At 64.1% G+C, this 18,301-nt stretch carries 17 protein-coding genes and 1 tRNA gene; 12 read left to right on the forward strand and 6 right to left on the reverse strand.

Features of this window, described 5'->3' with window-relative positions:
- The first annotated feature begins 121 nt into the window (after positions 1-121).
- Both C795_RS16605 and C795_RS0107855 read left to right on the forward strand, forming a co-directional pair.
- Positions 122-835, forward strand: a complete 714-nt coding sequence (locus C795_RS16605; protein WP_017793208.1) for an NlpC/P60 family protein — start codon at positions 122-124, stop codon at positions 833-835.
- A 187-nt stretch (positions 836-1,022) separates the two neighbouring features.
- Positions 1,023-1,095, forward strand: a tRNA-Arg gene (locus C795_RS0107855).
- Between the two features lie 52 nt (positions 1,096-1,147).
- On the opposite strand, the gene C795_RS0107860 is transcribed toward C795_RS0107855, so the two are convergent.
- Positions 1,148-1,750 carry a hypothetical protein gene (locus C795_RS0107860; protein ID WP_017793209.1) on the reverse strand — a complete coding sequence of 201 codons (603 nt, stop codon included), beginning with the start codon at positions 1,748-1,750 and terminating at the stop codon, positions 1,148-1,150.
- Between the two features lie 62 nt (positions 1,751-1,812).
- On the opposite strand from C795_RS0107860, the gene C795_RS15550 reads away from it, so the two are divergent.
- From C795_RS15550 to ilvA, 6 genes are all read left to right on the forward strand, one after another.
- The gene (locus C795_RS15550; protein ID WP_017793210.1) at positions 1,813-2,568 is read left to right on the forward strand and encodes a CYTH domain-containing protein; all 756 of its coding nucleotides are present in this window, start codon (positions 1,813-1,815) and stop codon (positions 2,566-2,568) included.
- Complete coding sequence (locus tag C795_RS0107870) at positions 2,565-2,783, forward strand: hypothetical protein (RefSeq protein ID WP_017793211.1); 219 nt, start codon at positions 2,565-2,567, stop codon at positions 2,781-2,783. Before C795_RS15550 ends, C795_RS0107870 begins: the two co-directional genes overlap by 4 nt.
- Before the next feature lie 93 nt (positions 2,784-2,876).
- Positions 2,877-4,298: an NAD(P)/FAD-dependent oxidoreductase gene (locus C795_RS0107875; protein WP_026139533.1), complete on the forward strand. Its 1,422-nt coding sequence runs from the start codon at positions 2,877-2,879 to the stop codon at positions 4,296-4,298.
- Positions 4,295-4,666 (forward strand): cupin domain-containing protein, encoded by a 372-nt coding sequence (locus tag C795_RS0107880; RefSeq protein ID WP_017793213.1) that lies wholly within the window; start codon positions 4,295-4,297, stop codon positions 4,664-4,666. Before C795_RS0107875 ends, C795_RS0107880 begins: the two co-directional genes overlap by 4 nt.
- A 74-nt stretch (positions 4,667-4,740) precedes the next feature.
- Positions 4,741-5,931: an AI-2E family transporter gene (locus C795_RS0107885; RefSeq protein ID WP_017793214.1), complete on the forward strand. Its 1,191-nt coding sequence runs from the start codon at positions 4,741-4,743 to the stop codon at positions 5,929-5,931.
- The gene (gene ilvA / locus C795_RS0107890) at positions 5,928-7,175 is read left to right on the forward strand and encodes a threonine ammonia-lyase (protein WP_017793215.1); all 1,248 of its coding nucleotides are present in this window, start codon (positions 5,928-5,930) and stop codon (positions 7,173-7,175) included. The genes C795_RS0107885 and ilvA overlap by 4 nt, the downstream gene beginning before the upstream one ends.
- Before the next feature lie 188 nt (positions 7,176-7,363).
- On the opposite strand, the gene C795_RS0107895 is transcribed toward ilvA, so the two are convergent.
- The 3 genes from C795_RS0107895 to C795_RS0107905 are packed head-to-tail and all read right to left on the reverse strand — an operon-like array spanning position 7,364 to position 10,512.
- Positions 7,364-9,397, reverse strand: a complete 2,034-nt coding sequence (locus tag C795_RS0107895; RefSeq protein WP_017793216.1) for a DUF6541 family protein — start codon at positions 9,395-9,397, stop codon at positions 7,364-7,366.
- Entirely contained in the window at positions 9,397-9,807 is a 411-nt protein-coding gene (locus tag C795_RS0107900; RefSeq protein ID WP_017793217.1) for a DUF2304 domain-containing protein, read from the reverse strand. Before C795_RS0107900 ends, C795_RS0107895 begins: the two co-directional genes overlap by 1 nt.
- A gap of 9 nt (positions 9,808-9,816) precedes the next feature.
- Positions 9,817-10,512 (reverse strand): glycosyltransferase family 2 protein, encoded by a 696-nt coding sequence (locus C795_RS0107905; protein ID WP_017793218.1) that lies wholly within the window; start codon positions 10,510-10,512, stop codon positions 9,817-9,819.
- A gap of 71 nt (positions 10,513-10,583) precedes the next feature.
- On the opposite strand from C795_RS0107905, the gene C795_RS0107910 reads away from it, so the two are divergent.
- From C795_RS0107910 to C795_RS0107925, 4 genes are read left to right on the forward strand one after another with little or no spacing between them, the layout of a single operon-like run.
- On the forward strand, positions 10,584-11,696 hold the full coding sequence (locus C795_RS0107910) for a DegT/DnrJ/EryC1/StrS family aminotransferase (RefSeq protein WP_026139535.1): 1,113 nt from the start codon (positions 10,584-10,586) through the stop codon (positions 11,694-11,696).
- 19 nt (positions 11,697-11,715) lie between these two features.
- A complete protein-coding gene (locus C795_RS15555; RefSeq protein ID WP_017793220.1) occupies positions 11,716-12,933 on the forward strand; it encodes a glycosyltransferase family 4 protein in 1,218 nt (405 codons plus the stop codon).
- Entirely contained in the window at positions 12,930-14,132 is a 1,203-nt protein-coding gene (locus tag C795_RS16610; RefSeq protein WP_017793221.1) for a glycosyltransferase, read from the forward strand. Before C795_RS15555 ends, C795_RS16610 begins: the two co-directional genes overlap by 4 nt.
- Complete coding sequence (locus tag C795_RS0107925) at positions 14,129-15,907, forward strand: ABC transporter ATP-binding protein (RefSeq protein ID WP_017793222.1); 1,779 nt, start codon at positions 14,129-14,131, stop codon at positions 15,905-15,907. Before C795_RS16610 ends, C795_RS0107925 begins: the two co-directional genes overlap by 4 nt.
- A gap of 51 nt (positions 15,908-15,958) precedes the next feature.
- On the opposite strand, the gene C795_RS15565 is transcribed toward C795_RS0107925, so the two are convergent.
- Positions 15,959-17,071 (reverse strand): glycosyltransferase family A protein, encoded by a 1,113-nt coding sequence (locus tag C795_RS15565; RefSeq protein WP_017793223.1) that lies wholly within the window; start codon positions 17,069-17,071, stop codon positions 15,959-15,961.
- On the reverse strand, positions 17,068-18,207 hold the full coding sequence (locus C795_RS0107935; protein ID WP_017793224.1) for a glycosyltransferase: 1,140 nt from the start codon (positions 18,205-18,207) through the stop codon (positions 17,068-17,070). The genes C795_RS15565 and C795_RS0107935 overlap by 4 nt, the downstream gene beginning before the upstream one ends.
- Between the last annotated feature and the right edge of the window lie 94 nt (positions 18,208-18,301).

Here is an 18,301-nt window from a genome sequence, read left to right on the forward strand (position 1 = left end):
GCGTTAGGGTTTCGTGACCCTAGCGTGACATTCCCGTTATCTTCAGTTACCCTTGAACGGTCGCGTCCCTAGTGGGCGCAATTAGAGAACGTACGCAAATTGAAGTTAGGCAGTTATTCTCGTGAGTTTTAACCAGAGCACGGACCTCGTGGCGGCAACACCCGTCGCGAAGAACGCGACCTCGAAGGCAAAGCGTGTGGCGCAGATGGCTGGCGCAGCGGCGCTCAGCTTCGGCCTCATGGGTACCTTCAGCATTCCGGCCTACGCCACGGCACCTCAGGTTGAAGGTGCTCCCGATCTCTCGTTCGCTGCGCAGCAGTCACTCGAGACGGTCGACGCAAGCTCAGCTCCTCTCGAGCTCACCGCCCCCGAGGGAGCGGTTGACTCCGAGATCCTTGAGAAGGAGCGCCTGGAGGCTGAGGCCAAGGCTGAAGCAGAGGCTGCAGCCGCTGCGGCTGAAAAGACCTCGGCGAAGGTTTCCGACATTCCCGCTGGTGTGGGAGCAAAGGGTCTCGTGAACGCGGCCCTGGCGCAGGTTGGCACCAACCAGGATTGCACCGATCTCGTGCAGAATGCACTGGCAGCGATCGGCGCTGCGCAGCGCCGTGACCAGGGTGGCTACGACCACGGCGTCTCGGACTTCTACCAGTACGGCACGGCCGTCACCGATGGTAACTACGCCCCCGGCGACATCCTGATCTGGCCGGGTGCGCCTCACGTTGCTGTGTACATTGGCAACGGCCAGGCTGTACACGGTGGCTGGGGTGGCAACCAGACGGTTGTCAACACCTACGCATCACCCTCGGCGACGCCTGACGTTGTTCGTCTGCGCTAAGACGTACTCGGGTCCTCCCGAAACACACTAACTTCACGCAATTGGGCGGGGCTACGGCCCCGCCCATTTGTGGTTTTGTGGGTGGAGGTATGTTGCTCGTGCGTGCACTCGGTGTGCTGGCGGTGGCTTCAAAACTGTGGCTCTGATTGCGCTAGACTCGCAGAGGTCACAAAGCGGTTTGTGTCTCGCCTTGGTAGCTCAGTGGATAGAGCGCTTCTCTCCTAAAGAAGATGTCGGAGGTTCGATTCCTCTCCAGGGCACTTGTTATTCAACGACGTCGCAAGCGATTTGTGAAGCCGGCGCAACGCCCAGCTACTCCCGCGCGAACGGCGGGTCGATCAGCAGACCCACGCGCTCCGTAAGGAACGCTTCGAGCGTCTGCGCCCCGGCGAGTGGTGCGCCCGCGCGCCAGCACACCCGCACCTCGCCCTCCGCGAGGCCCACCGGTAGTGTGTGGCCAGCACCCAAAGCGCCCGAAGCAACCGAAGCCCCCAAATCAGCCAAAGCGCCCTGCGGAACCCCCGCGGCGTCGAGCAGCGGGACAGCGTCAAAGTCGACGGGCGTGCCCACCGGGAAACCGCCGCGCAACGCGGCCGCGGCGAGCTCGCGTCGCTCCTCACGCGACTCCGACTGAAAGCTGGGCCGACCGCGCTCGGCCGCGCGGGTGGAATGGCCGTGCGCATAGAGTGTGCCGTCGGTCGTTAATAACAGGGTCCCCATGCGCCAGGCCGCGCTGAGGGGCCTCATTATCGCCTTACGGCGCACGAGCAACACTCGTCGCTCGGGCACGTACTCCGCGAGGGCATCGGGGGTAATACCCGCCTCCTGTAATCGGGACGCCGCTTGCACGCACGCTCGGTGCGCGCGCTGCCAGGCCGCACCAACATCACCGCTCGAATCAGTCCCGGCCACCATGCCGCCAGTGTATCGCTGCGAGGCGAACGGCAAGCTGCCAGCGGCTCTCGTAAACTGGCGGCATGAGTGCGCAAGCGGGAGCCGAGTCCATCGAGATTGAACGCAAGTATGAGGTCCCCGCAGATGCGGTGATGCCCGGCTCGGAAGAATTCGCCCTGGCGGGCTTCACTACCGATACTCCGGTCACGTTCGAGCTTACGGCGACGTACTTCGATACGCCGGATCGTGCCCTCGCGGCCGCCGGCATCGCGGTGCGCCAGCGCACCGGCGGCCACGACGCCGGGTGGCATGTGAAGCAGCGGCTTGAAGACGGGGTGCGCGAGGTTGCGTGGCCGCCCGCTGCCGAGGCGCCAACTGGCCTCTTTTCGAAACTGCGCGAGCTGCTGCGTGACCGAGTCTCTGCCGACCTGCTCCTCGACGGGCAGCTCGAAGCGCAGCTCGCGCCGCTGGCCGAGATGCGCACTTCCCGCACCGTCACACTGCTGCGTGTGGGGGAGCAGCCCGTCATTGAGCTGGCCGATGACCGAGTACTCGGCATTGAGCATGCCAGCGGCAAGGATGCAAAGCCCGTGCGCCGGGCCTGGCGCGAGTGGGAGGCCGAGTTGATGCCCGGCGCGGATCCCGCGCTGCTCGGGGCGGCCGAGCCACCCCTGCTTGCCGCGGGCGCCACGGTCTCGCTGAGCTTCGCGAAGATCGCGCGGGCATCGGGGCAACTGGTCGCGGTCGCGAAGAAGCGTGGTGCTGATCCGGATCAAATTGCCGCGCTTCAGACACTTGATGCCAGTGATCAGGAGCGTGCGCGTAGGCTGGACGCATGACTCGTCCCCCCAAGAACCAGAAGCCGCGCGACCCCAAGAACGAGGGCGGCGAGCCGTCGGCGGCCGCGAAACGCAAGCAGATGTTTGTGGGAATCGGCATGGGATTGTTCATGGGCCTCCTGCTGAGTGTGCTGACCCAATTTTGGCTGTGGCTGCCCGCTGGCATCGCGATGGGGCTCGCGACCGGGGCCATTATGAAGCCACCCGCAGAGTAGTTTTCTAAAAAATGTCAACAACATTGACATTTGCATTTACAACTCGTCCCAGATGTGCCATGATCGTGAATGGATATCGAAGACGAGGACTCCATGAAACCCACCATTTTTGAAACAAACCGGCCCGCAGCGAAGATCGTTGAGGACGCCCTGTCCGAGACTAAGCTTGGTTGCTTCTGGACAGAAGATGTAGCTGACAAGGCTGCACGCTACCCCGTACTGGTGCACGATGAGCGCGTCGACGACGTGGTTGTGGGCGGCGGCTACGCCGGCCTGTGGACCGCGATCAAGCTGAAGGAGACGCACCCCGAACGCCGAGTCATGCTGCTCGAAGCCGTGCAGATCGGCTGGGCGGCCTCGGGCCGCAATGGCGGTTTCTGTGAGGCGAGCATCACCCACGGCGAGCCCAACGCCGAATCGCGCTGGCCCAACGAGACCGGCATTCTGAGCCGTCTGGGCTACGAGAACCTCGATGCGATGGCGAAGTTCATCAAGGACAACGAACTCGACGTCGATTTCGAGTACAACGGCGTGATCTCCGTAGCCAACGCTCCGCACCAGGTGGAGTGGCTCGGCGAGAGTGATGACCCCACGGTCGAGCTGCTCGACCAGGCCCAGGTGCAGTCGCGCATTAACTCGCCGACCTTCCTCGGTGGCGAGTTCTCGCCCCGCGAGAACGCCAACCTGCACCCCGCGAAGCTTGCCGCAGAGCTCGCTCGCCATGCGACGAAGATCGGCGTGGAGATTCACGAGGGCACCCCTGTGAAGCGCCTCGATGGTTCGGCGGACACCCCGATGCAGCTCACGACCGATGGTGGCATTGTGACCGCCGAGCGCGTGGCACTGTGCACCAACGTGTTCCCGTCGCTGCTCAAGCGCTACAAGTTCCACACCGTGCCGGTGTACGACTACGTGCTCATGACCGAGCCCCTGACCGACGAGCAGCTCGCCTCGATTGGGTGGGAGGGCCGCGAAGGCCTGGCCGACATGGCCAACCAGTTCCACTACTCGCGCCTCACCGCCGACAACCGTATTCTGTGGGGCGGCTACGACGCCGTCTACTACTCGGGCGGCAAAATCAAGCGTCAGTACGAAGATCGTATGGAGAGCCACCGCAAGCTGGCTAACCACTTCTTTACAACCTTCCCGCAGCTCGCGGGCGTGAAGTTCAGCCACCGCTGGGCGGGTGTCATTGATACCTCGACCCGCTTCTGCGCCTTCTTTGGCCAGGCTCACGGCGGCCGCGTGCAGTACGTGTCGGGCTTCACCGGACTGGGCGTGGGCGCGACCCACTTCGCCGCCGACGTGCTCGTCGACCGCTTCGAGGGCCGCGTCACTGAGCGCACCGAGCTCAAGATGGTGAAGGATGTTCCGCTGCCGTTCCCGCCCGAGCCCGCAGCCTCGATCGGAATCAACCTGACGCGCTGGTCGCTCGACCGTGCCGATCACAACGATGGCAAGCGCAACGTGCTGCTGAAGACGCTCGACGCGCTCGGCCTGGGATTCGACTCATGAGCGCTGAACTGCTGCCCACCGGGCAAAACATCGCAGTCAGTGCCCTCACCGCGGGCGTCGCGCTCGAGGCCGTTCCCGCGGAAGACACCGTCTCGGGCGACCCGCAGCAGGGCGTGACCGAGCTCGGCACCATCGGTGGCGCCGAGGCGGGCATCTGGGAGTTGCGGGCCGGGGTCGTCACCGACACCGAGGTCGACGAGCTCTTCATCGTGCTCTCGGGCGAAGCGACGATCGAGATCCTGTCGGGGGCCGAAGAAGGCCGCGAGATCACCGTGCGCACCGGTGACGCGATGCGTCTCGTCGGCGGTACGCGCACCCGCTGGACGGTGCGCGACCACATCCGCAAGATCTACATCGCGGCTGAGTAACTCACTCATCTGATTCCGGATCGCCCGCTGTCGCGTATTCCTCGTGAACAGCGGGCGGTCGGTAGGATTGTGACGTGGAAGAGCGCAGAAGCGAGACCAACCCAGCCGGGAGCGCGGAGCAAGAGCTCCCTCTCGGCGTGCGTGTTGCCGCGGCCTGGTCGTGGCGCCTGATCCTCATCGGCCTCGCGCTGGCGGCTGTGTTCTGGTTGATTGTGCAGGTGCGGATCATCGTGATCCCCGTGCTGATCGCGATTCTGCTTACGGCTCTGCTGGCACCCGTCGTGCACTGGTTTGAACGCCACGGCGCTCCGAAATGGCTCGGCGTGATGGTCGCCCTTGGGGCGTTCGGGGCCTCCGTGTGGTTGCTCGTCACCCTTATCGTGACCCAGATGCGCAACGGCCTCGACGACCTCACCGTACGTTCGGCAGAGGTCTGGCAAGACATGCTGAAGTGGGTCGAGGGAAACGCGCTGGGCTTCTCAGCCGAGCAGATCGATGGCTTCGTCGCCCAGATCATGAAGACGATCGAGAACCATCAGTCGGAAATCTGGAACGGTGCGCTCGGTGTCGCGACGACGGCAGGCTCGTTTGTGACGGGCGCGCTGCTCACACTCTTCTCGTTGATCTTCATGCTCATCGACGGCAAGCGCATTTGGTTCTGGGTGCTGGGCTTTCTGCCAGCGAAGTCACACGCGGGCCTTGACGCCGCGGGGCGTGCCGGCTGGGTTTCCATTGGCCAGTACGTGCGCGTGCAAATCTTTGTCGCCTTCGTTGATGCCGTGGGTATCGGCGTTGGCGCAGCGCTGCTCGGGGTACCCCTGCCGATCCCGATCGCGATTCTCGTCTTTTTGGGCTCGTTCATTCCGTTCTTGGGTGCCATCTCGACGGGCCTGATTGCCACGTTCGTGGCCTTGATCTACAACGGCCCGGTCAACGCGCTGATCATGCTTGGCGTCGTGATTCTGGTGAACCAGATTGAGGGTCACGTGTTGCAGCCGCTCGTTATGGGCAACGCAGTGCGCGTACACCCGCTGGGCGTCGTGCTCGCGGTTTCGACCGGTGCACTGCTCGCCGGCATTCCCGGTGCCCTGTTCGCGGTGCCGCTCGCTGCCTCTGCAAACGCCATCGTGAATACGCTGGTGAAAAAAGAATGGACGCCCGGCACCAATCCGGTGGCCGAGTATCACCGGCGTGACCACACTCGAACCGCGGCCAAGAAGCGCGCGCGATCGTTCGCAAGATTTATCCGCAAGGAAGGACAATGATGACCGAGGCCTACACCGCCCCCACACTGGCCGAGTTTGAGCAGACGCTCGAGGTGGTGCACCGTGTGACGCGGCGCACGCCGCTCGAGTCTTCACGCTTTCTTGCCGAAAGCCTGGGGGTGTCGCGCGTCTACATGAAGTGCGAGAACCTACAGCGCACCGGTGCCTATAAACTGCGTGGTGCATACAACCGCCTCACGCAGTTGACCGCCGAGGAGCGCGTTCGCGGCGTCGTGGCTGCTTCTGCAGGCAACCACGCGCAGGGCGTCGCATATGCGGCCCGCGAGCTCGGCATTCAGGCCACGATCTTCATGCCGCTCGGCGTCGCGCTGCCGAAGCTGCAGGCGACGAAGGGCTACGGCGCAAACGTGCAGCTCGTGGGTGCCACGTTCGACGAGACCAACAAGGCCGCTCAGGAGTTCGTCGCCGAGACCGGTGCCGTGTTCATTCCTCCGTTCGACGACGCCGCGGTGATCGCGGGCCAGGGAACCGTCGCGCTCGAGATGCTCGCCGACGCCCCCGACATCGAGACGTTTGTCGTGCCGATCGGCGGCGGCGGGCTCATCGCCGGTGTCGCAGCAGCGGCCAAGCAGTGGGCTGCAGCCAACGGCCGCACGATCCGGGTCATTGGCGTGCAGGCCGAAAATGCCGCGCCCTACCCGGCCTCGCTTGCGGCGGGGGAGCCGGTCACCATTCAGACCCTACCCACGATCGCCGACGGCATCGCTGTCGCTCGACCGGGCATCCGTAACTTTGACATCGTCAGCAAGTACGTCGACCAGGTGGTCACCGTAAGCGATGACGACATCGCGCGCGCCATCGTCATGCTCCTCGAGCGTGCAAAGCTCGTCGTGGAGCCCGCGGGCGCCGCCGGCGTTGCGGCCATCCTTGCGGGCAAGGTTTCGGCGACGGGAGTCACCGCGACCGTGCTCTCGGGCGGTAACATCGACCCCTTGCTGCTGCAGCGCGTCATCGGGCACGGACTCGCGGCCTCGGCGCGCTACACCAAGCTGCGCATTCTGTTGCCGGACAAGCCGGGTCAGCTCGTGCGCACCGCCACGATTGTCGCCGAGAACAACGCGAACGTTGTTGAGGTCATTCACACGCGTCACGCCACCGAGCTACCGGTGAGCCAGGTCGAGCTTGAGCTTCACGTTGAGACGCGCGGTCAGGAGCACGGCGAACAGGTCGCGCAGGCGCTGCGCGACGCGGGTTACACGGTGCGTGTGGGCGAGCGGTACTAACCACAGGGGCCGGGCGCCAGTTGCGGGTGGCCCGGCGTCCGTAGGCGAGGCCTACTCTCAGCCGGCGCTGGTCCAAGAAATATGCGCGACTAATTCCGTTTTAGAGTGACTGTTAAGCGGAATTAGTCGCGCATATTTTATTGATGGGGCTGGTGGGCGCGATGACCAACCAGTCGCGGGGCTACTAGCTAGCAGCCCTCGACGCGGTAGAGCACCGCGTCGCCCTCGCGATCAACCTCGCTCAGCACCGGCGACTTCTTGAGATTCTTCATCTCCTTGAACGGCACTGCGCGCTGGGTATCGGCGTCGAGCACGTAGTCATTGCCGAAGTCGAGCACGTAGTTCACGCCAATCTCGGTTGACACCTCACAGGCACGAACCGGATCTTTTACGAGGTCGCGCACGAGTTCGTACCCGAGCTGGGAATAGGAGCCACCAGCGTGGGGAAACAGCACGGCGCGGTCGGCCAGCGCATACGAGAGCGAGCTGCCGTTCATCGGGTTGTTGGCGATGACCTCACCCTCAGGGACCGACTCGTCGAGGCGATCCAACAGCGTGCGCTCATCGTCGCTCAGCAACCGCGGCTTCGCAGCGTCGTAGCTACCACGCACCGTCTGCGAGGCGGTATAGGTGCCCGACTGACCCGCTGCGATCAGCAGAAGAACCGCGAGAATCGTGACCACTCGGCGGGTGCGCACCACGGATGATGTTCTGCCAGTGCGACCGGAGTGAGCCGTACCTCCAGGGAACGCGGCCGAAACCCGCTGCCGGGAAAGCCGCATGATGCCCGGGCGCAGCATGGCCCACAGTGACACAGCGCCGATCACGAGCAGCGGCAGCGCGCCAAACGGCACAAGGGCGGCCAGGCGTCGGGGATCGTTGTACCAGGGGCTCAAGAACAGCGTGCGCCAGTCGGACGTGGGGAAGCCGTCGGCCATGAGATAGAACACAGCCAGTAGTGCTGCGCTGCCGAGTAGCCAGCGCATGCTTCGACGCTGCCAGACGATGACGGCGCCGACAAGAATAATGGCCGAGACTACCCACGCGTCACCGCCCAGGTGGGGGGTGCCTCCCACGAGTTGCAGCAACGCGCTGCGGGGCCCGAAGTACCCCTGCCACACGTTGTCGGAGGTGCGACCGAAGATCCACGCCGCTGCGGTCACGAAAAGCAGCGTGCCGAGTCCCACAACAGCGAGCAGTCGTCGGCCCCACAACGGGGTGCGGGGCACCTCGAGTACACCGCTGTTACCAGGAACAGGGCGACCGCGTAGGGCACGCCAGGCAGCCCAAACTACGGGTACAAAGCCCCAAACGAGCACAGCGTGCACCACGTTGGGGTGCGCAAGCGCGGCTGCGCCCAGCGCACCAAAGAAGAGTAGCCACCTGCCAGCGGGGGCAATCGGAAGCGCGCGTCGAGCGGGCCCCAGGTTGAGCAGCAGCAGGCCCGAAACCACCAGGAACGGCATCAGGGCCAAGGACAACACGTTGGGGTAAAGCACCCCATAGCCTGCGAGGAACAGTGGAAAGTTTGGAAAAGCTGCGGCGGAGATACCGGCAACAACGGTGACGGCTCGGCTCGGGCCCGCGACGGCGCGGCCGAGGGCAACAGCTCCGATAGGCCACACGACCGCCGAGACCACGAACAATAACGCATTTGTCGCGACTGGAATCGTGGCACCTGTGAGCTGCACGAGGAGCACGACGATTGCATGCCACAGCGTCGGATAGAACACGGACTGGCCAGGAGCCGACATGTCCATGTCGAGCGGTGACGCAGATCCTGAGTCGAGGATGTACCGCACCGCATTGAGATGGAACCCGGCATCAAACGTCTGCGAGACTGCGTCGCCCGCGCGAATCCCTACCGCGAGGGTAATCGCGATGACGGCTCCGCCAATCGCGGCCGCGCCTACACCCACCCACAGGTCCCGTGTGCCGTCGTGCGCAGCACGAGACGGGATCCGCGGCAGAATGAAGCGCCGTAACCCCACAAGCACGAGGGTAAGCACCACAGTGATGGCGACGGGTACGAGGACGGACCAGCGCACGCCAATAACCGGGGCAATGAGCGACGACACCGCAACGACCGCAAACGCCGCCGCGACCGAGATTACCGCCAGGGCAAAGCCGCGGGCCCGCAGTGCCCAGGCGATCGGTGCGCCCAGCAGGGCGATGATGCCGATGGCCGCCGTAGCTGCGATCCCGAGCGAAACCCAGGCCATCACTCCTGAGGCCCGTCCTGTTCAGACTCCGCGGCCTCAGCCGCAGCTGTGGGGTTTCGATCAGCGCGCGTGGTCCCCTCTTCGAACCGCGCCTCCATGAGCGCGACAGCTCGGGCGAGGTCGGTCACCCTGGCATCGCTGCGAGCCTTGGCGCGCACGGTGGCGACCGCGAAGGTCAGCATGGCGACGATGAACAGGTACAACAGCAGGTCGGTGCCGCGGCCGATGCCAAAGAAGTGCGCGACCGCGGTCAGCACGTTGGGGAACAGTATTGCGAACACCGCAGCTGCAACAAACAGAATTGCGAAGATGCGCTTCAGCGCGAGCGAGCGTTCCCCCGGGAGGAAGCGCACCGCGAGGGTCGCCGCGATGACGACGGCGGCGATAAGAAGAAGCTGAAAGAGGGTCATGCTGCCGCCCTACCTGATGATGAGATCGACGAGGATGTTCACGGAGTTGAGCAGCGACTGCCCCTTGGCCTTCGAGTAGTCGGTGTAGATGACCTCGACGGGGTGCTCGGCGTACGGGAGGCCCGTCCTGCCGAGCTTGACGACGATCTCGGTGCCGTGCGCCATACGGTCTTGCCGCAGCTTGAACATGCGCAGGGCGTCGGCCCGGATCACGCGAAGACCGTTGTGCGCGTCGGTGAGCTTGGTGCGCGTCGTCACATTGGTGACAGCGACGGCCGTCTTGAGCACGATCTTCTTGAGGATGCCCGGGTTCGTGCGGTCATCGAGAAATCGTGAACCAAACACGATCGCGAGGTCTTCGTCTCGTGCACGGTCGAGCATCGCCGCGGCGTCGATCACGCGGTGCTGGCCGTCGGCGTCAAATGTCACCACGTAGCTAGCGCCGCGCTCGAGGGCGTACTCGAATCCCGTCTGCAATGCGGCCCCCTGGCCGAGGTTGATGGGGTGCGTAACGACATGGGCGCCAGCTGCTCGGGCAATTTCGCCCGAACCGTCACGAGAACCGTCGTCGATGCAGACCACGTTGGGAAAGACGGGAAGCAGATCACGAATCACGGTTGCGATCACCGTCGCCTCGTTAAATAGCGGAATGACGACCCAAGCCGAGGCGGCAGACGCGTCGCGTGCCGCGGATTCAAAGCTCATACAGGCTATTCTGGCAGACGAATGTGTGCGCATCCCTGCATGTCGGCGCGCACGCGAAAGGTGAAACGTTTATGTCTATGGATTTTATTCCCGCTGCCAAGCCGATCATTGGTGATGAGGAGCGGGAGGCCGTCGACCGTGTGCTGCGCAGCGGCATGATCGCCCAGGGCCCCGAGGTCGCGGCTTTTGAGACCGAGTTTGCTGCGCATTTCGTGCAGGGACGCGAAACCGTTGCGGTGAACTCGGGTACGAGCGGCCAGCACCTGGGCCTCATCGCCGCCGGTGTCGGCGCGGGCGACGAGGTCATCGTGCCCTCGTTTACGTTCGCCGCGACGGGTAACTCGGTGGCACTCACGGGCGCGACGCCCGTGTTCGCCGACATCGATCCGGCCACCTTTACACTCGATCCGGCTTCCGTGAAGGCAGCGATCACGCCCCGCACGAAGGGCATCATGCCCGTGCACCTGTACGGCCACCCGTACCTGGTCGACCAGATCGAGGCGATTGCCCAGGAGCACGGCCTCGCGATCTACGAGGATGCCGCGCAGGCGCACGGTGCCTCGTGGGCGGGCCGCCCGGTGGGCACCCTCGGCGACTTCGCGATGTTCTCGCTCTACCCGACGAAGAACATGACCTCGGGCGAGGGCGGCATGGTGACGTGCGCGACCCCCGAGATCGCGCGCAATATGCGTCTGCTGCGCAACCAGGGCATGGAGACGCAGTACGCCAACGAAGTGATCGGGTTCAACACCCGGATGACTGACATCCACGCTGCCATCGGCCGCGTGCAGCTCACCAAGGTGAACGCGTGGACCGCGCAGCGCCAGGCGAACGCGGCTGCACTGAACGAGGGCCTGGCCGGTATCGACGGGCTGACCACGCCGTATGTTGCTCCCGAGGCGGTGCACGTCTACCACCAGTACACGATCCGCGTTGAGGCCGCTGAGCGCGATGCACTGCGCGACGCGCTGAAGGCAGAACACAACATCGGGGCGGGTGTGTATTACCCGATCCCCAACCACCGCCTGCCGTCGCTCGCGAAGTTCGCACCGGGCCTCGAGCTCCCCGAGACCGAGAAGGCTGCTTCCGAGGTGCTGTCATTGCCGGTGCACCCGTCACTGGGTGAGGGCGACGTCGAGCGCATCATCGCGGGCGTCACCGCGATTATGTCGGCGGGGGCGTAGGCGAAACCGCCAGCCAATCATGCGCGTCGCTATAGCTAGCCGTATCTTCGACCCCGAACCGAGCGCAGCCTCGTTTCGACTCGCGGCGCTCGCTTCGGGGTTCGCACGCTCGGGGGATCGGGTGCGGGTACTCACGGTCCAGCCGGTCAAACAGTTGCGCGAGCCCGGCGGCGCGGCGACCGAGAGGCAGGTGCCGTATCGAGTAACGCGCTTTCCGGTGCTTCGCGACCGCAGCGGCTACGTGCGCGGGTACCTGCAGTACCTGAGCTTCGATATTCCGCTCTTCTTTCGCATCCTGTTCGGGCCTAAGCAGGACGCGATCATCGTGGAACCGCCGCCCACCACCGTGCTGTTCGCGACCCTCGCGGCCTCAATTCGTCGCACCCCGGTGTTCGCGTACGCCGCCGACGTGTGGTCTGACGCGAGCGCCAGCACGGGGGCTCCGAGCCTCGTCGTCAACGTTGTGCGGCGCATGGAGCGGTTCGCCTGGAACCGCGCGCGAGGCGTCTATTCGGTCAATGCGGGCGTGACCGAGCGAGTGCGCCAGATCGCGCCCCGCGCGGTCGTCGAGACCGTGGGCAACGGCATCGACACCGCGGTATTTACTCCCGACGCGGGCGACGGTGCTGCGGACAACAACGGCGCCGGATCAACAGTCCGCCACCCCTACGCCATCTACACCGGTACGGCATCGGAGTGGCAGGGGGCCGAGATCTTTGTGCGCGCAATCGCGCAACTGCAAGACAGCGGCACCCCGCTCAAACTCGTGTTCCTGGGGCAGGGCACCGCACTTCCCGCGCTGAAGCTGTTGGCTGAAGAGCGGGGCGCTGATGTCGAATTTCACGACCCCGTGCCGCCGGCGCAGGCAGCGGCCTGGCAGCGCGGGGCGGCGGTCAGCGTTGCGAGTATCAAGCCGGGCGCGGGCTACGACTTTGCCTACCCCACCAAGATTTTTGCCGCGTGGGCCTGTGGCACCCCGGTCGTGTACGCGGGCCCGGGCCCGGCACGAGAGGTGCTTGCGGCGACGCCCCACCTGGGTGCCGGCGTAGATTTCGAACCCGGTGTGGTGGCGGCGGCACTGAAAGATATTGCGTGTGAGCGCGAGAACTCGCGACCCGCGATCGCGGCGTGGGCGCAGGCCAACGTTTCGCTCGCGGGTGTCGCCGATCGAGCGACCAGCTTCACTCACGCGCGTCTGCGCGAAGCTCACGGCTCATCCGCACGGGGGCGCCAGTGAGCGGGGCCAACGCGCTCAAAGCGAAGCTCTACAGCTGGCTGACGCTCGCCAAGTTGCGCGCCCGCGGTGCCGCCCGCCCGCCCGTTGCTGGGATCGAATCTCACGACGGGACGCTCTTCGTCGGCCCGGCCAACAGCGCAGGGCAGGGCCACGCCTGGGCCCACGCCGCTCAGCAATATGCGGCACAGGAGCGCAACAGCAATGCCGCGATCCGGGGATTCAGCATGTCGTTCACCAACGACTCCGGTTTCGCCTTCGATATCGACCAGCGCGTGCTCTCCTCGTATGCGGCACACAGCCGCGGCTGGCAGAAGCGACAGCTCGCCGCCGTGTCACGCGCTCAGGCCGCGCTCCTCGAATCGGGCGTGCCCCCGTTCTCCACGCTGTGGGGCGGCGACACCCTGCAGCAGTTGCACGCGCTGCAGCGTGCGGGCGTTCGTGTCGCGCTATTGTTTCACGGCAGCGACATTCGTGATCCGGATCGCCATATAGCGGCTGAGCCGCTGTCGCACTTTCGTGCGGACCCCGATTTCACGCGCGTGTTTCGCGGTGTGACCGCGCGCAATCGTGAGCTGGTGCGCGCCGCGGACGTGCCGGTGTTTGTATCGACGCCCGACCTGCTCGACGAAATCCCGGGAGCGCAGTGGCTGCCCGTGGTGGTCGACCCGAGCAAGTGGGTGCAGACAGAGGCACCGCTCGCACCGGGACGCCCGCTGCGTGTCGCCCACGCTCCATCTAGTTCGACGGTGAAGGGCACCGACCTGATCGAGCCGACTCTGCACGACCTGCATGAGCGAGGCGTGATCGAGTACCGTCCCGTGAGCGGTGTGCCGCACCACGAGATGCCTGGGATCTACGGCGCGGCAGACGTGGTCATCGACCAGTTTCGCGTGGGCAACTATGGCGTCGCGGCGTGTGAGGCGCTCGCGGCTGGCCGAATTGTTGTGTCGCATGTCTCAGATCGGGTGCGGGATCTCACACGCGAACGCACCGGTGAAGACCTACCGGTGCTTGAGGCGACCCCTGGCACCCTTGAATCGGTGCTTACGGCGATTGCCGCCGACCCGGTTGCGTACCGAGAGCTCGCCAGCCGCGGGCCCGGGTTCGTGCGGCGCCATCACGACGGGGCGCGAAGCGGTCAAACACTTTTGGAATGGATGGAGCGCTCAGCCGCTCCCACGGAGGAATCGACCCGATGAAAAGCATGTGGAAGACCCTGATCGAGCTCTTTGACGTGCTTCCGGCGGGGGCCAAGCCCTTTTACCTGCGGTACTCGATCGTCACTGGGCTGCTCGCCATCCTGGATACGGCGGCGCTCGGCCTGATCGTGCTGGTCGTGACCCCGCTCGCAACGGGGACCGCCATCGAATTGCCCGTCATCGGAGCGATCCCAGAGTCTGCGACCGTGTGGATGATCGTGGTGATTTGCGCCCTGTTCGTGCTGAAGGGGGTGTTCGCGGTTACCCTGCACTGGTTCGCGACGCGCCGCTTTGCGCGCTACGAGCTCGAGGTAGGTGACGCGTTGTTCCGTGCCTACACGCACGCGAGCTGGGAGAAACGGTCACAAATCAGCACCGCCGAGGTGACCCGTATCGTGGACAGCTCGATGGCCAATACGAACCTCGGTTTCATTCTGCCACTGTCGCAGATTCCGGGTAACGCCCTCACATTTGTGTCGGTGCTCGCGGTGCTCGTGTTCGCCGAGCCGGTGATCGCTGTGATCGTGCTCGTCTACCTGCTGCTCTTCTCGACGCTGATGCTGTTCGTGATCGCACGCAAGTCGCAGCAGGCTGGACGCGCGAACCGCAAGTACGCCTACCGGGTGGCCACACTCATGACTGAGATGGTCGATGCGCTCAAGGAGGTGGTGCTGCGAGGCAAACTCGATGAAATCGGGGAGGTCGTGACGCAGAACCGCCGCATCGCGACGCGTGCGCGCGCCAACATGTCGTTTCTGGGCATCGTGCCCAAGTATGCCTTCGAGATTGTGCTCATCGGCGGCTTCCTCCTCGTGGGCGGTGTCGCCTTTGCGATGGGTGGTGCAGCCCAGGCCGTTGTCGCGATCGCACTGTTCGCTGCCACTGGCTTTCGCATGATTCCCGCGATGAACGCGGTGCAGGGCGGCTTCACGCTCGCCACCGCGAACGAGGTCTACGCTCGCGACGTGATTCGCGAGCTGCGCGAGTCCCGCGAGACGGGCGCCGGGGTGGTCGAGCTAGTGGACACCGCCGAGATCCCTCACTCCCCGCGTGCGCTCGAGTTGCGCGACGTGCAGTTTCGCTACCCGGGCGGTGAGCAAGATGTGCTTTCGGGGCTGTCGCTCACGATTCCGTTTGGGTCGAGCCTCGCGATCGTCGGCCCCTCGGGCGCAGGCAAGTCGACGCTAATCGATATTCTGCTGGGGCTCAGTGTGCCCACGGGCGGCGCGATGACGATCGACGGGGAGCCGCTGACCAACGTTATGCGCCAGTGGCGCAGCCGGGTCGGCTACGTGCCACAGCGCGTCGCCCTATTCGACGCGTCGATCGCTCAGAACGTTGCGCTGACCTGGAGCGATGATTACGACGAGCAGCGCGTCCGCGATGCACTGCGTCGGGCGCACCTGAGTGACCTTGCCGAGCGTGGCGACGGTATCAACGCGTACATCGGCGAGCGGGGCACCTCCATCTCGGGCGGCCAGCAGCAGCGCCTCGGCATCGCCCGTGCACTGTACTCTGACCCGTTCATCATGGTGATGGACGAGGCGACGAGCTCGCTCGACACTGCGACTGAGAACCGGGTCACCGAGTCGATGCGCGAGCTGCAGGGTGAGGTGACCTTCATCACGGTGGCGCACCGCCTCGCCACGATTCGCGACTACGATCAGGTCTGTTACCTCGACCGGGGCAATATTCTGGGCCGCGGCTCCTTTGACGAGGTCGTGGAACAGGTGCCCGAATTTAGACTGCAGGCAGAACTGGCGGGACTGCTCTAATCGTTCTGAACGGCCGGGAGTCAACCGAGTGCTTCGTGGCCGTTCAGAGCTTTAACGCGGGCGATTCACTCGTCTCGCCAGCAGCACGCCAGCAGCATGAAAGCGCAGAGGCGCCTGCGCATGAAGCATGAAGCGCAAGCGCTTGGGTAGCAGCGCCTGAGCGCTACGGAGCTGGCTACGCGCCGCAAGCAATTTTTCCAGCTCTGCTTCGGTGCAACTGCCACCGCAGAGCGCATCGAGCAGAGCTTCATCCGCGCGGGCGAGCACGAATCGAGCGCGCGGCTCCCACTCAAGAATCCGTTTGATCACGAGCGACGTCTGCTGAGCCGAAAGATCATCCCAGCCATGACCGACGCGGTTTCGTACCGCGTCAAAGACGTGCACTCGAATGAGTTTTGCGGCGAGTGAGAGCCTTACTCCCGGCTGCCGCCCCCACACCGCAGCCGGATCAAGCGTGAAATCTAAGGAGCGAAACTCCTCAGCCACCGATCGAATGACTCCAGTGACTCGATCGCTCTGGTCATGGTGTTCCTGATACTTCGGAGCGAGAACGGGGAAGACGACTCTGCTTCCAGGTGAGAACCACAGCTCGGCGGTGAGCGGCTGGTCTTCCCCCGTAGGGACGCCTTCCGCAAATCTCAAGTGGGCAAACTTGCTACGCCCGATAAGCCCGAGCGGTGACGAGCGGTAGGCCAGACGATCCTTCACAGGGTTCAGCGGCCGCAACCGCCCACTCCGCACGTGACCCTGTCTGACAGGAGGTGACGGGTGGAACATACCGTTCACCGACGCGGTGGGGGCAATCACCGCGTCAGCGTAGCCACCTTCGAGGCGAGCTGCGGCCAACCAAGCGTCAAGAGCGCCGGGTTCGAGCGTGTCATCTGAATCAAGCATGGCAACAAATGGAGCCGTAGCCATCTTGAGCCCAACATTCTTGGGACCAGCCGGTGTGCGGTACTCATCTTGATGCGTCGCAAATCGAACCCGAGGATCGTCGAGAAACTCTAGCAATTGCGCATGGATCGGTGCCGGGTCCGTGTTGTGCACGACCACGGTTATGCGCGCTTTGGCGAGCGTGTGGCTTAGCACCGAAGAAATTGCTCGGTGTACGGGGCGCGTGGGGGTGTGCACCGCGATGATCACATCGACATCAGGGGTGATCATCGACGAGCTTTCAAGAGCCCATCAATGGCGTCGCGGAGCACCGGAAGCTCATACTCGGCATTCAGCACCTGCGCTGCTCGGTGTGCGTTGTGCTTCCATTCAGTCACCGCAGCAGGAGTCAACGCATCAACTGCACGTTGTACATCGGCCTCATCAAAACCATCCGTGATGACGCCGAGGTCGAACTCTTCGACTCTGTGCTGAATGTCAGGCGTGGGGCCTGCCACCACAGCCAACCGGGCCTGCACATAGTCGAAAAGCTTGTTGGGTAGTGCGAGGACGTTGTTGGTATTTGTTGGCGGCAAGATGTGAATGCCCACGTCATATTGGTTCAACGCGGCGATCAGCTCGTCATACGGCTTCGGGGGCAGAATCGTGACGCGGTCACCGAGCTCATCGGCAAGCTTGATCAGGGTGCGGGCATACTCGGTTCCCTGCCCGGTCAAATACATGTCCATGGAGACGGGCGCGGAGCTATTTGCAACAGCCCGCATCATGACCTCGGGTTGCCGGTTGGGTTGGGTGCCCCCTGAATGAACGATACGAATGTTCGCACCGACTGCGGTGGGAGACAGGTCGTGTTTGGGAGTCGCGTTGTGCACGACATTGCACGCAATGCCGAACTCGCGAAGGTAACGATCAGCGATCGCCTGCGACACAGTTATCGCGGCCCCTGCCCGTGCGACATAGCGGCGAATCATCCAGTTATAGAACGGGCGCCTGAGCTTCACCCAGCTCGGATTCTGATCGTGCAGGCCAGGCCAGTACTCGTGCAGATCTGAAAGTGTTCTATCGTATCCGGCGGCTTCAGCGGCGACAACGACGCTCTCGACATCATTTGCAATCGCGACATCGAAGCTACGGCCCTTGAGTAGCCGCCGTGCCTGTTTTACTTCGGGTTCGAAGAGAAACGCAGCTCGCCAGGCATGCATACGCAAACAGATGGCCTGCCCAATCGCTCCCGCACGTGAACCAGCCGCAGAGAGCTGAATGTGTTCAACGTCTTCTCTGATTGCGGGGCCCCGACCACACGTCGTGACACGATACTTCTCAGCAAACAGGCCAATCTGTTTTTTTACTCGTGCATCATTTGCGATGTCCGAGAACGACACGATCAGCAGGCTAGGTTTGGTCACCCGCCCATTCTACTTCGAGACAGGGTGACCTCCTGATGGTGCAATCAGTCAGCACCTTCGCAAAGGCGTTACGGGCTCAACGCGTCCACTAGCG

The sequence above is a fragment of the Leucobacter salsicius M1-8 genome (assembly GCF_000350525.1).
In the GTDB taxonomy this organism is placed as follows: Bacteria; Actinomycetota; Actinomycetes; order Actinomycetales; family Microbacteriaceae; genus Leucobacter; species Leucobacter salsicius.

Coding starts and splice junctions, on each gene's coding strand:
- C795_RS0107860 (WP_017793209.1), bottom strand. CDS start 1,750: ATGGTGGCCGGGACTGATTCGAGCGGTGATGTTGGTGCGGCCTGGCAG.
- C795_RS15550 (WP_017793210.1), top strand. CDS start 1,813: ATGAGTGCGCAAGCGGGAGCCGAGTCCATCGAGATTGAACGCAAGTAT.
- C795_RS0107880 (WP_017793213.1), top strand. CDS start 4,295: ATGAGCGCTGAACTGCTGCCCACCGGGCAAAACATCGCAGTCAGTGCC.
- C795_RS0107905 (WP_017793218.1), bottom strand. CDS start 10,512: ATGAGCTTTGAATCCGCGGCACGCGACGCGTCTGCCGCCTCGGCTTGG.
- C795_RS0107875 (WP_026139533.1), top strand. CDS start 2,877: ATGAAACCCACCATTTTTGAAACAAACCGGCCCGCAGCGAAGATCGTT.
- C795_RS0107925 (WP_017793222.1), top strand. CDS start 14,129: ATGAAAAGCATGTGGAAGACCCTGATCGAGCTCTTTGACGTGCTTCCG.
- C795_RS0107910 (WP_026139535.1), top strand. CDS start 10,584: ATGTCTATGGATTTTATTCCCGCTGCCAAGCCGATCATTGGTGATGAG.
- C795_RS0107900 (WP_017793217.1), bottom strand. CDS start 9,807: ATGACCCTCTTTCAGCTTCTTCTTATCGCCGCCGTCGTCATCGCGGCG.
- C795_RS0107895 (WP_017793216.1), bottom strand. CDS start 9,397: ATGGCCTGGGTTTCGCTCGGGATCGCAGCTACGGCGGCCATCGGCATC.
- ilvA (WP_017793215.1), top strand. CDS start 5,928: ATGATGACCGAGGCCTACACCGCCCCCACACTGGCCGAGTTTGAGCAG.
- C795_RS15555 (WP_017793220.1), top strand. CDS start 11,716: ATGCGCGTCGCTATAGCTAGCCGTATCTTCGACCCCGAACCGAGCGCA.
- C795_RS15565 (WP_017793223.1), bottom strand. CDS start 17,071: ATGATCACCCCTGATGTCGATGTGATCATCGCGGTGCACACCCCCACG.
- C795_RS0107870 (WP_017793211.1), top strand. CDS start 2,565: ATGACTCGTCCCCCCAAGAACCAGAAGCCGCGCGACCCCAAGAACGAG.